Origin of the sequence: Nocardia sp. Root136, assembly GCF_001427185.1 — a bacterium.
GTDB lineage: Bacteria > Actinomycetota > Actinomycetes > Mycobacteriales > Mycobacteriaceae > Nocardia > Nocardia salmonicida.
In genome coordinates this window covers 1651062-1664788 of the sequence record NZ_LMFE01000001.1, presented here as the reverse complement: position 1 = coordinate 1664788, position 13727 = coordinate 1651062, and the positions used below count along the sequence as shown (strand labels likewise).

Genomic DNA, 13727 nt, shown 5'->3' with positions numbered 1-13727 from the left:
TGGTTATCCGCTGGTCCTTGCCGTAGCGGCCCGGTAGCGCGAGACTTGCTCGATGACGACGGTTGAGGATTTCGATCGGCAGGCGGCGGAGATCGGCAAAGCGGCGCGGAAGCGGGTTTCTCGTACCGCGTTGGGGGAGTGGAAGCCGGGTCCGGGGCGGGAGGACCCGGTGGCGATTCTGTTGAAACAGAACGAGAGCCGGGTGCCGTCGCTGGTGCCGATCCGGATGGCGCGAATGGCGGTGTCGCCGTTCACCTTTCTGCGGGGTGCCGCGGCGGTCCTGGCCAGTGACCTGGGGAGCGGTCCGGATACGGGGCTCATCACGCAACTGTGCGGCGACGCGCATCTGTCGAACTTCGGGCTCTTCGGCACTCCTGAACGCAATCTCGTGTTCGATGTGAACGACTTCGACGAGACGCTGCCCGGCCCGTTCGAGTGGGACGTCAAACGCCTGGTCGCCAGTGTCGCGGTCGCGGCGCTCAATAACGGCTGTTCCGATGAGGACGCGGCATCGGCGGCGGAGGCGACCGCCCGCGGCTATCGCGAGGGCATCGAGGCGATGACAGAGCAGGACAGTCTGGAGATCTGGTACGACCGGGTCGACTCCGACAAGGTTCTCGAGCTGGTCCAGAAGAAGAAGGGCCGCAAGCTGGCTGAGAAGACGATCGCCTCGGCCAAGAAGCGCACCAGTCTGCAAGCACTGGACAAACTCACCGAACCCGATGCCGACGGCATTCCGCGGATCAAGAATCAGCCGCCGCTGCTGGTACCCATCACCTCCCCCGACGCGGCGACCGTCAAGTCGGTGTTCGCCGAATACCGGCGCACGCTGCCCGACCACATGCGCGTGCTGCTCAACCGCTACACCTTCGTCGAGGCCGCCGTGAAGGTTGTCGGTGTGGGCAGCGTCGGTACCCGATGCTTCATCGCGCTGCTGATGGACAAGGAGTCCGGCACTCCGCTGTTCCTGCAGTTGAAGGAGGCCGACATCTCGGTGCTGGCGCCGTATCAGAAGGCGAGCCGATACAAGCACCAGGGACATCGCGTCGTCGCCGGTCAGCGCCTGATGCAGGCGTCGAGCGATATCTTCCTCGGCTGGGCCACCGGGCCTGCGGGCGTGCACTACTACTGGCGTCAGTTCCGCGACATGAAGGGCTCCGTCGAGATCGACAATCTCACCCACGGGCAACTGGCCAACTATGGCGCCGCCTGCGGCGGGGTGCTGGCTCGCGCCCACTGCCGCTCCGGCGATCCGCTGGCGATCGATACCTATATCGGCGGCAGCGAGAAGTTCGATACGGCTCTGAGCGATTTCGCGATGTCGTATTCGGATCAGAGCTTGGCCGACTACCGCCTGCTGCTGGCCGCGATCAAGGACGGTCAGGTGGAAGTGGCCGACAACCCGTACTGATCGGCCCGGTTCGGGCTCGACCGAAACAGCGCGATCCCGATCGCGAACAACCACAGCATGGTGAGCCCGCCGACGGTCGCCGTGGTGCCCCACCCGTTGGCCGCATAGAACTCGGCCGGCACGTTCCCGAAGAACAGCGACGGCACGAACGCGAAGTTCACCGCCGCGAGCGCCCAACTGGTCACGGTGCACCAGCGGGGCAGTAGCCGTGCGGCGGCGATGGCGAAGGCCACGAGGAACAGTCCTTCCAGCAGGCGCGAGACGGTTCCGTACAGGATGTAGGTCCCGGTGACGGTGATGGTGGGATCGATCGGTTCGGGCGCCGCGATCACCGCACCGACTTCGAGGCCGGTCGACACGAGAACGGCGGTGAGCCAAGCGGTTCCGGCCGCGGCGGCCAGCGCCCCGAACCACTCACGTTCCGGGTCGCGGTGTCGCACCACAGCGGCGAGCCCGCTCATGAACACCACGAACAGCGTCACGCCGATCAGTCCGAGCAGGCATCGGGTGAGCACATTCGCGTCCGGCGGTGCCCCCGAGTACACGAAGTACAGCGGCAGTTCGATCAGCGTGCATGCGGCTCCAGCGAAAGCAGCTGCTCCGGTGACGCGCTGAATCTGGTTGATGTCCACAGTTGTTCGCCCCTCGCCTCCGAGCCACCCTGCTCGGTCAGAATTAGTATAAGACTTAAACTATAACCCCTATGTTAAGTTGGGGGAACCCCGAACGAATGAGGAGACGGTGACCAGTAAGCAGTCAGGTCCGGCTCGACCGCGCGTCGGACGTCCGGCCGAACTGGACGCGGACCGCATCGTCGCAACGGCCATCGCGCTCGCCGATCGCGAAGGTTTGCGCGCCGCTTCGCTGACGAAAGTGGCTGCCGCGCTGGGTGTCACACCGATGTCGCTCTACCGCCACATCGGCTCGAAAGACGGCCTCACCGACCTGATGGCCGACACCGCCTTCGGCCCGCCGCCCGTCATCGGTCCGGGCTGGCGTCCTGCCCTGCGCGCGTGGGCGACCGGTCAGCGAACAGTGTTCGCCCGCCATCCGTGGCTGACCCAGATCCCCATCACAGGCCCACCCCGGGGTCCCAACGCCCTCGCGTGGATGAATGCCGGCCTCGCCGCCTTGCGGGAGACCCGGCTGGACTGGGGCGCCAAGATCGGTGCGATCACCGTGATCGGTGGCTACGTCCGTCAGGCGTTCGTCACCGACCGTCACATGGCCGAGCAGCGCGGCGCCGAACAGCGCAGCGAGGCTCAATCCCTCGAGGTCTACCAGCGCGACGTGTCGACCCTCGACCTGTCCGGCTTGCCCGAGATCGCCGCCCTCTTCGCGGATCAGGCTTTCGCCGAGGTCCCCCCGGACGAAGAATCGGCGGCCGGTGATTTCGCCTTCGGTCTCGACCTCATCCTGGACGGCGTCGCCGCCGCAGTCGTCACGGCCGAAAAGCCGCGGTCGTAGTCACCGGGACTCGCATCGCCGCCGTGTGGGCGGCAGTGGATACACTCATTACCGATGAGTAACTTCTTTTCCTCGGTGGACCAGGTAACCGACAGGCTGACAGCCGCCGGTTACCTGCCGTCCCTCGATATCGCGACCGCGGTCTTCCTCGCCGACCGCCTCGGCAAACCCTTGCTGATCGAGGGACCGGCGGGCGTCGGTAAGACCGAGCTCGCCAAGGCTGTCGCCGCCGCGGTGCGCGCCGAGCTCATCCGCCTGCAGTGCTACGAGGGCGTGGACGAGGCCCGTGCCCTGTACGAGTGGAACCATGCCAAGCAACTGCTCCGGATCACCGCCACCTCCGGCGAGGACTGGGACAGCGCCCGCGACCACGTCTTCACCGAGGAGTTCCTGCTCGCGCGTCCGCTGCTGGCAGGCATCCGCAACCCCGACCCCACGGTCCTGCTCATCGACGAACTCGACAAGGCCGACGTGGAGCTCGAGGGTCTGCTGCTGGAAGTCCTCGGCGACTTCCAGGTGAGCATCCCCGAACTCGGCACCGTCACCGCCGTCCGCAAGCCGTTCGTCATCCTCACCTCCAACGCCCACCGCGACCTGTCCGAAGCGCTGAAGCGTCGCTGCCTGTATCTCCATATCGACTATCCGACAGCGGAATTGGAGAAGGCGATCGTCGCGCTCAAAGTTCCCGAGCTCGACGCCGCGCTGGCCGAACCGGTGGTGGCGACGGTGAGCGCGCTACGGCAACTCTCGCTGCGCAAGGCGCCCTCGATCGCCGAAACCGTGGACTGGGCTAGGACTTTGGTCGCGTTGGGAACGCGGACACTGGCCGGCGGTGTGGTTCGCTCGACACTCGGGGTGCTGCTGAAGTACCAGTCGGACCATCGCATCGCCATCGATCGGCTCGGTCTCGACGACCAGTCAGACGGCAGCGTGCGGTGCTGAGCCCTTCGCGCGTCGTTCCCACGAGCGCTCGGCTCGTCGATTTCGTCACCCTGCTGCGCGAGCACAACATTCACGCGGGTCCCAGCGAAACTATCGACGCGGCAGCCGCGATCGTAGCCCTCGGTGACGCCGACCCCCGCGTCCTGCGCGCGGGTCTGGCCGCGTGCCTGCTCCGCCGCAACGGCCAACGCAAAGTCTTCGACCAACTCTTCGACCTGTACTTCCTCGGCGTCTCGCTGCCACCCGCACGCCCGAGCGAGAACGCCGAAGACCTGCGCGAACGTCTGATCGCCACCCTCGTCCAGGGTGAGGACACCGCCGAACTGGCCCGCGAAGCACTCAACACCTTCGGCGCCTACGGCGGTGCGGGGGAGAGCGCGGGCCGGGTCACCCAGGCCTCCGGCGCGGGCTGGTCCTCATACCTGACCATGAAATCGCTACGCCCGGATGAGATCTCCGAGCAACTCGCTCAAACCATGGGTGGCACAGGGCAGTTCGACACCGCGGTGCGCACCATCGAGGCCCGTCGCCGCGTCGATCAGTTCCGTACCGATGTGCAAACCGAGGCGCGCCTGCGCTCGGCCGAATTGCGCGGCACCGACTACATCGCCCGCCGCGGCGTCGAGAACTCCGCGGACCGCACGGATTTCCTCGGTGCCCGCGAACAGGACCTCGCCGAGATGCGCCGCCTCGTGCACCCACTGGCCCGCAAACTCGCCACCCGACTGGCGGTGCGCCGCAAGAAGGCGGTCCGCGGCCAGATAGATCTGCGCCGCACCCTGCGTCGTTCCATGGCCACCGGTGGTGTCCCGGTCGATCCGGTACTGCGCGCCCGCAAACGCGGTCGCCCCGATCTCGTTGTGCTGGCCGATGTTTCGGGCTCGGTCAGTGGTTTCGCCGAATTCACCCTGCAATTGGTGCAGGCCCTGCAGGACCAGTTCAGCAAGGTCCGCAGCTTCGGCTTCGTCGACACCTGCGCCGAGATCACCCAGTACTTCACCCCCGGCGAACCGCCACCGCCGGGCTTCGCGCAGAACATCGTGCGCGAAGGCGGCGTCGCCCGGTTCGGATCCAGCAATTACGGCGAGGTCCTCCAGGGTTTCGTCGACCATTACCTCGACGCGGTCGGCCCACGCACCTGCGTGCTGATCCTCGGTGATGCCCGCACCAACCGCACCGACCCGAATCTCGCCGCGCTGCAAGCGATCACCGAGCGCGCGAAGGCGGTCTACTGGCTCAACCCGGAGCCGTCGCGCTCGTGGTCGACCGGTGACTCGGCCGCCGAGGACTACACCGAGATCGTCACCATGCACGAATGTCGCAATGTCGCCCAGCTCGCCGAGGTGATCGGCAGACTGCTGCCCGCCTGATTCAGCGGTACTTCGTGGTGCCTGCCGAGGTGCGCGAATTGCTGACGAGTTTCGCGAAGCACTCGTCGACGGGGATCGCCCTGGCATCGCACCAGACATTGGCAGAGTCGGGATCGCTGTAGGTTGTTCCGGCCAGCGTTATCCACCATCCCTGCAGGTCGAACGTGGCCCAGTCGTCGCTCCAGACCAGTCGCGCCCCGGGATACTGGGCGCGCATCCGTTGATGTTGGGCGAGGATCTCGCTGCTGGTCCAGTTCACCATGTGCCCGTCGACGTCGGGCGCGACCAATCCCGGCTGTTTGGCCGAGAGCTGAGGCACCCACCGGTTGGCCACCCCCGCACTGACGAAGGGCTGGTCGGCATCGGCTTGTGCGCGCAAGGTAGCGAGAGCCTGGGCTTGGAGGTCTATGGGGGCGGGCGCCGGGACAGGGGCAGGCACCGGCACGGGTGCCGAGGCCGCAATGGTCGCGGCGGTGGGGGAAGGGGCGGCGGTCGAGGAGTTGCGGTCCTGTTGCAGAACGATGATTCCCGCCGCGATCACGCCGACTCCCAACGCCATGACAACCACCAGTGCCCCCAGAATCCACGGCCACGGTGACGGCCGTTGCGGCGGTGGCATGGCTTGCTGGTATCCGGGATAGCCGGGATAGCCCATGTTCGCCTCCGCTCTCGCAGCGGCCGAACGGTCCCCATCAGGCGCTCGGTCGCCCGTGCCTGCTGAGCAGTCTATGACTGTTCAGCAGGTCATTCGGCTTCCGTTGCGCAACCGACATCCGTATTTCAGGCGCTCAGCCGCACGACGGCGTACTCGCGCCCGGCCTTGGTCTGGTACTTGTCGTAGCGCGGTTGGGCGGTGGTGATGTGTTCCCAGGCGGTTGCCCGCTCGGCACCGTCGAGCACGTGCGGTGTCACCGCGACGGCATCTCCGCCTGGTAGCTGAATAGTTGCCTGATCGGGCTGATTCATCAGGTTGAGGAACCAGTCGGGGTGACCGTCCTTGCCGCCGGAGGCGACGAGCAGCCAGGACTCGTCCTCGCCGGGGAACCAGGAGATCGGGGTGTCGCGCGGCTGGCCACTGCGGCGGCCGACCGTGTGCAGGATCAGCACATCCATCCCCATGAAGGTGCCTTTACCGCGGCGGATCTTGCGGTTCATCCGCGCGTTCATCCTGTGCTGCATCCAGCGCGAGAACCCGCTGTGTGAGTTGCTCTTGCTCGCTTGCTGATTCGAAGACATGGTGACATTTCCTTTCACGGGGAGGGGGAGCCTCAGCCCCAGGCGCCGGCGATCTGACGGGTGCTGGCATTGAGCCGGTTGAACATGTTGGTGACGCCGATCATCAGCACGATCGAGGCGAGCTGCTTCTCGTCGAAGTAGCTGGCGGCGCTGTCCCAGATCTCGTCGGTGACCGCGTCGGGACGGTCGGCCATCCGGGTGGCGGCCTCGGCGAGTTCGAGGGCGGCGCGCTCCTCCTCGGAGAAGAACGGGGTCTCGCGCCAGGCCACCACCGTGGCGAGGCGGTCTTCGCTGACGCCCGCCTTGCGCGCGGTGGTGGTGCCACCGAGTACGCAGGCGCTGCAGCCGTTGATCTGGCTCACCCGCAGGTGCACCAGCTCCAGGATCTCGCCGTCCACGCCACCGGTCTCCACGGCCTTGAGGACCTGCTGGATCGGGCCCATCGCGTCGGTGAGGACCATGGCCGGGTTCTTCATCCGAGACTGCATGTCGTTCTCCTTGTTCGTTGCTTGTCCGCTGCTTGCGGTGTGTCTCAATAACAGCCCGTGCGAGGCTGGAACAGAATGGCTGTGGGACACTGTGGGACAGCGAAAAACGGCCCTGACCACCGGCTTGTCGGTCGTGAGATTTCTGGTGCAGGCCGGGACAACGGGAGTGGAACACGGTGGTTGCGCAACGGCAGACGGCACGGGCATACCCGCAGGACGAGCTCGCTTCGCGCCTGCGACTGATCCAGGAACTCTCCGGCCGTGGCGTGCGCGCCCTGGCCCGCGACACCGGCCTGAGCTCGTCCTCGCTCTCGCGCTACCTCAGCGGCCAGACGGTCCCGCCGTGGCCCGCGGTCCTCGAGCTGTGCCGCCTGGTCAAACGCGACCCGCGCCCGCTGCGCCCGCTCTGGGAGCGCGCCAACAACCCCCTGCCCGCCCCGCCGAAGACCAGCCGTCAGCCCGCCCCGCCGAGCCCACCGGCCGACGCCCCACCCCCGCCACGCAACGACCTGCCCCGCGACGTGCCCGACTTCACCGGCCGCGAGCAGGCGCTGGCCGACGTGCTCGCCGCCGTCCGTGCCGACCGCGTGGTCGCGATCGACGGCATGGCAGGCGTCGGGAAAACCTCCCTCGCCGTGCACGCCGCGCATCAACTCACCGCCGAATACCCTGACGCCCAGCTGTATCTGGACCTGCACGGCTTCACCGACGGACGGCAACCGCTCGACCCCGACGCCGCCCTTCGTGCGCTGCTGGCCGCCTTGCAGGTGCCCTCGGAGAAGGTGCCCCAGGACGGGGAAGTCGAACTGCGAGCGGCCTGTTGGCGTTCGGAGCTCGCCCGGTTGCGCGCTGTCGTCGTGCTCGACAATGTCGCCGATGCCGCGCAGGTCAGCCACCTGTTGCCGGGCGCGGGCGAGTCGGTGGCCATCATCACCAGTCGCAACCGGTTGCTCGAACTCGACGAGGTCCCGCCGGTGACCCTCGACGTGCTCACGCCGGAGGAGAGCGCCGAACTGCTGGTGCGGGCCAGCGGCGACGCTCGCGTCGGACGACTGGCCAAGGAGCCCGAGCAAGCCGCCGAAGTGCTGCGCCTGTGCGGCAACCTACCCCTGGCGCTGCGCTTGGCGGCCGCTCGTCTCCGGCATCGCCCGGGCTGGTCGGTCGGCATCCTCGTGGAGCGAATGGCCGAGGGCGCCAGCGAATTCGACACCGCCTTCGGCATGTCGGTCCGCCAGCTCAACCGCGACCAGCGCCGCCTGTTCCGGCTGCTCGGCCTGATCCCCGGCTCCACGTTCACCGATTACGTCGCCGCCGCGGTGGCCGACGTCTCGCTGCGCAGCGCCCGCGCCATGGTCGAGGACCTCCTCGACGCGCATCTCGTCCAGCAACCCGCCGACGGTCGCTACCGCCTCCATGACCTGGTCCGCCAACACGCCCGCACCGCGACCTTCGAGCACGACACCCCCGCCGACCGCGAACGAGCCCTGCACCGCGTCCTCGACTACTACGTACACACCGCGGCCGCCGCCGACGCCGCCATGCCGTTCCTGTCGCCGACCCGCCCCGTCTCCGCCGGTTCGCCGCCCGCCGAACTCCCGCATTTCCCCGGTCGTGACGCCGCGTTCTTCTGGTTCGTCTCCGAGTACACCAACCTGATGGCTGTGTTCTACGCCGCCGTCGAAGCCGGCGCCGACACCCACGTGTGCGAACTGCCCCGCTTCATGCGGGCCTTCTTCGCCCGCCGTTGTGGGACCACGCATCTCAACGCGCTGTTCGAGCAATCCCTCACCGCCGCACAGAATCTCGGCGATCCACGGCAACTCGCCGAAGCGCACAGCGATCTGGGTTTCGCCCGCTACAATGCGGGCCGCATGACCGAAGCGGCCGCCGCCTACGCCGCCGCCGCGCCCCTGGTCGTCGAAGTGGGTGACCCGCTGCCCCGCGCCGAACTGACGATGCGCTGCGCCCAATTACGCTGGGACGAAGGCAGTATCGAAGAACCGCTGGAACTGTTCCGGCAAGCCCGCGACCTCTACACCACCGGCGGTTGCCCGACCAGCGCCGCCGATGCCATCGCCGGCGAAGCCTGGGCCATGCTCCAGCTGGGGCAGCGCGACCGGGCCGCCCAACTGGCCCGCGAAGCCCTCGCCGTCCCCACCGTCCACCCGTCGCTCCAGGCCCAGATCACCCTCGGCGTGGCGATCGCGGCCGACGAACCCGAAGAAGCCCTCGGCCACCTGGACCGCGCCCTCGCCCTCGCCCGCGAGGACGGCCACAAACACAACGAAGCCTGGTGCCTGAACTGCCGGGGTGTCGCCCTGCGTGAAATGGGTCGCTACGAAGAAGCACTCGCCAGCCACCGAGAAGCCTTCGCCCTGTTGGACGCCCTCTTCGAAGACCACTGGAAGATCCACTTCCTCAACAGCTACGCCGAAACCTGCCGTCTCGCAGGACTACCCGACGAAGCTCTTGATCTCTATCGCCAAACCCTCACCCTGGCACCGGAACTGGGCCATCGCTTCGAGGAGGCGACAGCCCACCAGGGCATCGCCGACGTCCTCGACGCGACCGACCCGGCCGCCGCCACCGAACACCGCGCGGCAGCCGAGTCCCTCTTCGCCGACATCACCCCATCGACTTCGCTCCATCCAGCGACTCCCGGATGATGTCGGCGTGGCCGGAGTGCTGGGCGGTCTCGGTCATGATGTGCATCAGCGTGCGGCGCGCGGTCCAGCGTCCCCCGGGCTCGAACCACGGCGCCTCCGGCAGGGGCTGACTCACGTTCAGATCCGGGAGGGTGCGCACGAGCTCATCGGTGCGTGCGGCCACCTGCTCGTATTCGGCCAACACACCCTCGAGCGTGTCGCCGGGCAGCATCCGGAAGATATCGCTCCACTGCGCGATCTGCTCCTCGGTCATCGAGTCGAAGTCGGGGGCTTTCGCGGGCCCGTCGATGATGAAACCCGCCCAATTCGCTTCCACCGCGGCCACATGCTTGATCAGTCCACCCAGGCACAGCTCGCTGGCCGTCGTGCGCAGACCCGCCTGCTCGTCGGTGAGGTCGCGGACGGTGTAGCGCAGGAAGTGCCGGTGCTTGGCGAGCATCTCGAGGATGTCGGTGCGCTCGGTATCGATCTGGGTGCTCGTGGTCATGTCCGGATCCTTTGCTTGTCGGTGTTGTGAAACCCAAGGTAGAACCCATTGCGGCCAGTTTCTGACCGCAATTGCGAGATAATCGGAATATGGCCGATACGAGCGCACGCACCCTTCGACTGCTGTCGTTGCTGCAGACCCACCGCTATTGGTCCGGAACGGAACTCACTGAGCGCCTTCGTGTTTCGGCCCGCACCCTGCGCCGCGACATCGACCGCCTTCGTGAACTCGGCTACCCGGTCGACGCCCGCCCCGGTGTCGACGGCGGCTATCAACTGGCTGCGGGCGCCGCCCTGCCACCCCTGGTCCTCGACGACGACGAGGCCGTAGCCATCACCGTCTGCCTGCAAGCAGGCTCCCAGGGTGCGGGCGACGGCCTGGCCGAACCCTCGATCCGCGCACTCGGCAAATTGGTCACCGTCCTACCCACCCGCCTACGCAGTCGCGTCGATGCCCTGCGCGCCATGACCGAATCCTCGGCCTGGACCGCCGTCCCCCTCTCCGACGTCGACCCCGCCGTCCTCACCGACCTGGCCCTCACCTGCCGCCGCGAAGAACGCCTCACCTTCACCTACACCGCCGCGGACGGCCGAACCAGCACCCGAGAAGTGGAACCCCACCGCCTCGTCTCCCTCGGCCGCCGCTGGTACCTCGTCGCCTACGACCTCACCCGCCACGACTGGCGCACCTTCCGCGTAGACCGCCTCACCGCCTCCGCGACCACCGGCGCCCGCTTCCGCCCCCGCACCCTCCCGGCCCCCGACGCCGCCACCTTCGTCCGAAACGCCGTCGGCGCCCGCCGCTCCGGCTACACCGTCACCGCTGAGATAGAAGCCCCCGCCACCGACGTCCACACCCGAGTAGGCCGCTGGTGCACCATCACCGCCCTCCCCGGCGACCGCACCCACATAGAATTGACCGTAGACAGCCTCGACTGGCCGATTCTGTTGCTGGGCAGGGTAGAAGCGGATTTCCGCGTCCTCGGCCCACCGGAACTGGTTACGCAGCTGCGGGAGTGGGGGAACCGCTTCACCCGCACTCAGCCATGAGTTCGCCCTGTCTGCCTCGGCGCGCTATACCTAACCCATGAATCTGTCCCAGCTGAGCTCGGCGATCGAGGCGGCTGTCGCCCAACATCTCAACGAACTCGGCAAAGCCGTCGGATTGCTGCCCTTGACCTGGTTCGTCGCGCCGTCGGTGACCAGCGACGACAGCATGGAGGCCGTCCTGTCCGTCGAAGGTCAAGCCGGTAGCCATCTTTCGCAACACCCGGGCCGGGTGGTCGATCAATGGGCCAACGTCCTCGGACTACGCCGGGTGTTCTCTCCGACCCCCGGGGTGCACGCGGTGGAAGGTCTCCTCGAGCCTCAGCCCGGGGAATATCGGTTCGAGATCCGCATCTGGGGTGTCGTCGACCCCGCTGTGCTGCACGCTCAACGGGATTGGGGCCGGTGGCAGGGCTGACCCGGGTCAGCCGCGATACCGCCCCTTCTGCCGCCGCTGATAGAACAGCAGATCCACCTCCACCGGCTCGACCAAAGCCGTGATCTCGGCCAACCTGGTGTCGTACCGGAGCTCGGTGATGCACCGATGCAGATAAGCCCGCCGCTCCGGGCCCAACTGCGCCCAGATCGCCCCGAACCGCGACTGCCCCCGCTCCCCGGAGACCGCAACGAGATCGAGTAACGCAGGCCAGCAACCGGTTTCGGTCGCCCGCGCGGGCAACTCCGCCACCGCCGACTCCGAGAGCAAAGCTAGCGCGTACCCCACAGCGCTCCTGACATCGTCGTCCATCCGAGACATCAGCGTGAACAGCCCACGCCAACTCTCCGCATCCTCACGCCCGTCCATCGGCGCGACCAGATCGACCCCCACATCCGGATCGTTGAACACGGGATTGCCGACCAACGTCCACAGCCCCAGCGGCGTGAGATATCCGGCCAGCGTGAGGAATTCGGGCACCGCGCCGAGGGCGAGCGCGTTGCGCACCAGCCGGGCGACATCGCCGGGCTGCGCATTCCCGAACAGGATGTCGCCCACCCGGCGGATCACATCGGGCGCGCACCGCGAAAACACCGACAGCGCAGCGTGTTGCAGGTCGGAAGAACCCGACAACACCGTCTGCGCCATCCGCGGAACCCGCTTATGTGGCCCATCGAGCAGCTGACGAATAACCGCACTCAGTACGTCCACGTCATAGGAAAACGCCGCCGAGAAGATCAGCCCGGCATCATCCCGCACCCCCACCTCGACAGCGGCGAGCACTTCCGGTGTGGCACAGGCCAAGAACGGCCCCACCGTGACGTAGTCGCGCCGCCGCAGCAACTCGTTGAGGATCCCGACGATCGGCCCCGGCGCCATTCGATCGACCAACTGCTCGATGGCCCGTGGATCGAGATAGGGCGCACAATCGGCCGCATACCCCGCATCGAGCAGCATCAACGTCTCAGCGGCCTTGCCCGGATGATCCAGCCCCACCGACCCCGCTGCCCGCCCCGTCATCATCGGCGGAACCAGCTTCTGCACCAACGGAATCGAGATCGTCAACGGAATGAACGGCACCAACGCGCTGATCCGCCGAAACGTCTCCGTGTGCTGATCGAACAACACCCCCGAAATCTGCTGATTCAGCGCATGCAACCGATCGGCCCCGAGATACCGCAGGTGATCCAACCGCTGAGGATGGACATGCAACGTGCGAGCCAACAGAATCAACTGCGCCCGAGTGATCAGGTCGGTCATCTGCCGCCGAACATGATCTTCTTCGTCACCCGGCGCAACGGCCGAGGCAACGCGGAGACCATCGAATCGATGGACTTGTCCAACGCGGCCGCCTCGAACGTACTCGCGGCCCTCATCAACTCGAACAGATCCCGAGCCTCATCCGCCGGCAGCTGCTCCAACGCGGGCAGTGTCTCCGGCAAGCCACCTTCACGGTCACTTCTGACAGTCATGCGGCTCCTGGGTAACGCGATCCTCTCCTCCGAGGGTCCCCTGTCCCTCTGTTCCGCGCTACAACTTCGCCGAATCACTGTGCATGACAACGAAAACCCCAGCCCAGGTACATGTAAACCGACGTACCACTTTTGGTGACGCGCGGGTGTGATTCCGCTGGGAGTGGGAGAGCGGGGAGTGCAGGGGCACCCCGGTACCGCGAGGTACGGATGCACCCTGACGTGAGCTCCGCCGGTCGGTCGTCGCTGAGTCGTTTGGTGATGCACGCCCGCCGGGCATTACTCGGCCGGGGCCGGGACTGGGTTGCTGCACAGAGTCAGGAACACCCAGGGAAGTCCTGGTATCCACGCCACCAACCACGGTGGAGCCGTCCGAGTCCGCCTTTACCGGCCGACTCTGTGTCATCGGAATGGTTGCAGCGGCCCCTCTGACGGGCGACGACTGCGCGAGTAAGGCGCATCACCCGCACAACTCGCCCGGGCGCACAGCGGCAAGGGGGGAGGTTGGCGGAGACGCCAGAATCATCGGTAGGCTTCCTGCCTACGGCGGTGAGTCTGCTAGTACCAGATTCTCGCCCAGGGCCTCGGCGGTGTTACAGCACCTCCGGGGCCTGACTTGTGCGCCGACCGTACCATAGCCGTCGGCTATCCAAGAAACGTCGTCAAATCCCCAGACCACTGATCCTGTTCTGACACAGCCCTTTTC

Annotated in this window: 14 protein-coding genes; 7 read left to right on the top strand and 7 right to left on the bottom strand. The window is 66.9% G+C overall.

What is annotated here, in order from left to right; genetic code table 11:
* The first annotated feature begins 52 nt into the window (after nucleotides 1–52).
* On the top strand, nucleotides 53–1411 hold the full coding sequence (locus ASD42_RS07820) for a DUF2252 domain-containing protein (protein ID WP_056812079.1): 1359 nt from the start codon (nucleotides 53–55) through the stop codon (nucleotides 1409–1411).
* Here the strand turns inward: ASD42_RS07820 and ASD42_RS07815 are convergent.
* Complete coding sequence (locus tag ASD42_RS07815; RefSeq protein ID WP_200950391.1) at nucleotides 1381–2043, bottom strand: hypothetical protein; 663 nt, start codon at nucleotides 2041–2043, stop codon at nucleotides 1381–1383. The genes ASD42_RS07820 and ASD42_RS07815 overlap by 31 nt on opposite strands.
* 109 nt (nucleotides 2044–2152) lie before the next feature.
* Between ASD42_RS07815 and ASD42_RS07810 the strand changes: the two genes are divergently transcribed.
* Genes ASD42_RS07810 through ASD42_RS07800 form a run of 3 tightly spaced genes read left to right on the top strand, consistent with a single transcriptional unit; the run spans nucleotide 2153 to nucleotide 5190 of the window.
* The gene (locus ASD42_RS07810; protein ID WP_056812076.1) at nucleotides 2153–2878 is read left to right on the top strand and encodes a TetR/AcrR family transcriptional regulator; all 726 of its coding nucleotides are present in this window, start codon (nucleotides 2153–2155) and stop codon (nucleotides 2876–2878) included.
* Between the two features lie 54 nt (nucleotides 2879–2932).
* The gene (locus tag ASD42_RS07805; RefSeq protein ID WP_056812073.1) at nucleotides 2933–3820 is read left to right on the top strand and encodes an AAA family ATPase; all 888 of its coding nucleotides are present in this window, start codon (nucleotides 2933–2935) and stop codon (nucleotides 3818–3820) included.
* Nucleotides 3814–5190: a vWA domain-containing protein gene (locus ASD42_RS07800; RefSeq protein ID WP_235569338.1), complete on the top strand. Its 1377-nt coding sequence runs from the start codon at nucleotides 3814–3816 to the stop codon at nucleotides 5188–5190. The genes ASD42_RS07805 and ASD42_RS07800 overlap by 7 nt, the downstream gene beginning before the upstream one ends.
* A 1-nt stretch (nucleotide 5191) precedes the next feature.
* Here the strand turns inward: ASD42_RS07800 and ASD42_RS07795 are convergent, their stop codons facing one another.
* The 3 genes from ASD42_RS07795 to ASD42_RS07785 form a co-directional block, all read right to left on the bottom strand.
* Nucleotides 5192–5845: a hypothetical protein gene (locus tag ASD42_RS07795; protein WP_056812070.1), complete on the bottom strand. Its 654-nt coding sequence runs from the start codon at nucleotides 5843–5845 to the stop codon at nucleotides 5192–5194.
* Between the two features lie 125 nt (nucleotides 5846–5970).
* The gene (locus ASD42_RS07790; RefSeq protein WP_056815723.1) at nucleotides 5971–6426 is read right to left on the bottom strand and encodes a nitroreductase family deazaflavin-dependent oxidoreductase; all 456 of its coding nucleotides are present in this window, start codon (nucleotides 6424–6426) and stop codon (nucleotides 5971–5973) included.
* Nucleotides 6427–6458: 32 nt separating this feature from the next.
* Complete coding sequence (locus ASD42_RS07785; RefSeq protein WP_056812067.1) at nucleotides 6459–6914, bottom strand: carboxymuconolactone decarboxylase family protein; 456 nt, start codon at nucleotides 6912–6914, stop codon at nucleotides 6459–6461.
* A gap of 176 nt (nucleotides 6915–7090) precedes the next feature.
* On the opposite strand from ASD42_RS07785, the gene ASD42_RS07780 reads away from it, so the two are divergent.
* Complete coding sequence (locus tag ASD42_RS07780) at nucleotides 7091–9580, top strand: tetratricopeptide repeat protein (RefSeq protein WP_056812064.1); 2490 nt, start codon at nucleotides 7091–7093, stop codon at nucleotides 9578–9580.
* Here ASD42_RS07780 and ASD42_RS07775 read toward each other — a convergent pair.
* Nucleotides 9540–10067, bottom strand: a complete 528-nt coding sequence (locus ASD42_RS07775; RefSeq protein WP_056812061.1) for a DinB family protein — start codon at nucleotides 10065–10067, stop codon at nucleotides 9540–9542. The two genes, ASD42_RS07780 and ASD42_RS07775, sit on opposite strands and share 41 nt — an antisense overlap.
* Before the next feature lie 89 nt (nucleotides 10068–10156).
* Between ASD42_RS07775 and ASD42_RS07770 the strand changes: the two genes are divergently transcribed.
* Both ASD42_RS07770 and ASD42_RS07765 read left to right on the top strand, forming a co-directional pair.
* On the top strand, nucleotides 10157–11116 hold the full coding sequence (locus tag ASD42_RS07770; RefSeq protein WP_056812058.1) for a helix-turn-helix transcriptional regulator: 960 nt from the start codon (nucleotides 10157–10159) through the stop codon (nucleotides 11114–11116).
* Nucleotides 11117–11153: 37 nt separating this feature from the next.
* A complete protein-coding gene (locus ASD42_RS07765) occupies nucleotides 11154–11531 on the top strand; it encodes a hypothetical protein (protein ID WP_056812055.1) in 378 nt (125 codons plus the stop codon).
* Between the two features lie 6 nt (nucleotides 11532–11537).
* Here the strand turns inward: ASD42_RS07765 and ASD42_RS07760 are convergent, their stop codons facing one another.
* Both ASD42_RS07760 and ASD42_RS07755 read right to left on the bottom strand, forming a co-directional pair.
* A complete protein-coding gene (locus ASD42_RS07760) occupies nucleotides 11538–12809 on the bottom strand; it encodes a hypothetical protein (RefSeq protein ID WP_056812054.1) in 1272 nt (423 codons plus the stop codon).
* Entirely contained in the window at nucleotides 12806–13021 is a 216-nt protein-coding gene (locus ASD42_RS07755; protein WP_056812051.1) for a hypothetical protein, read from the bottom strand. The genes ASD42_RS07760 and ASD42_RS07755 overlap by 4 nt, the downstream gene beginning before the upstream one ends.
* Between the last annotated feature and the right edge of the window lie 706 nt (nucleotides 13022–13727).

Bases quoted from the DNA above. Each gene is read 5' to 3' on its own strand.
- ASD42_RS07820 (WP_056812079.1), top strand. From the start codon at position 53: ATGACGACGGTTGAGGATTTCGATCGGCAGGCGGCGGAGATCGGCAAA.
- ASD42_RS07805 (WP_056812073.1), top strand. From the start codon at position 2,933: ATGAGTAACTTCTTTTCCTCGGTGGACCAGGTAACCGACAGGCTGACA.
- ASD42_RS07795 (WP_056812070.1), bottom strand. From the start codon at position 5,845: ATGGGCTATCCCGGCTATCCCGGATACCAGCAAGCCATGCCACCGCCG.
- ASD42_RS07790 (WP_056815723.1), bottom strand. From the start codon at position 6,426: ATGTCTTCGAATCAGCAAGCGAGCAAGAGCAACTCACACAGCGGGTTC.
- ASD42_RS07785 (WP_056812067.1), bottom strand. From the start codon at position 6,914: ATGCAGTCTCGGATGAAGAACCCGGCCATGGTCCTCACCGACGCGATG.
- ASD42_RS07775 (WP_056812061.1), bottom strand. From the start codon at position 10,067: ATGACCACGAGCACCCAGATCGATACCGAGCGCACCGACATCCTCGAG.
- ASD42_RS07770 (WP_056812058.1), top strand. From the start codon at position 10,157: ATGGCCGATACGAGCGCACGCACCCTTCGACTGCTGTCGTTGCTGCAG.
- ASD42_RS07765 (WP_056812055.1), top strand. From the start codon at position 11,154: ATGAATCTGTCCCAGCTGAGCTCGGCGATCGAGGCGGCTGTCGCCCAA.
- ASD42_RS07760 (WP_056812054.1), bottom strand. From the start codon at position 12,809: ATGACCGACCTGATCACTCGGGCGCAGTTGATTCTGTTGGCTCGCACG.
- ASD42_RS07755 (WP_056812051.1), bottom strand. From the start codon at position 13,021: ATGACTGTCAGAAGTGACCGTGAAGGTGGCTTGCCGGAGACACTGCCC.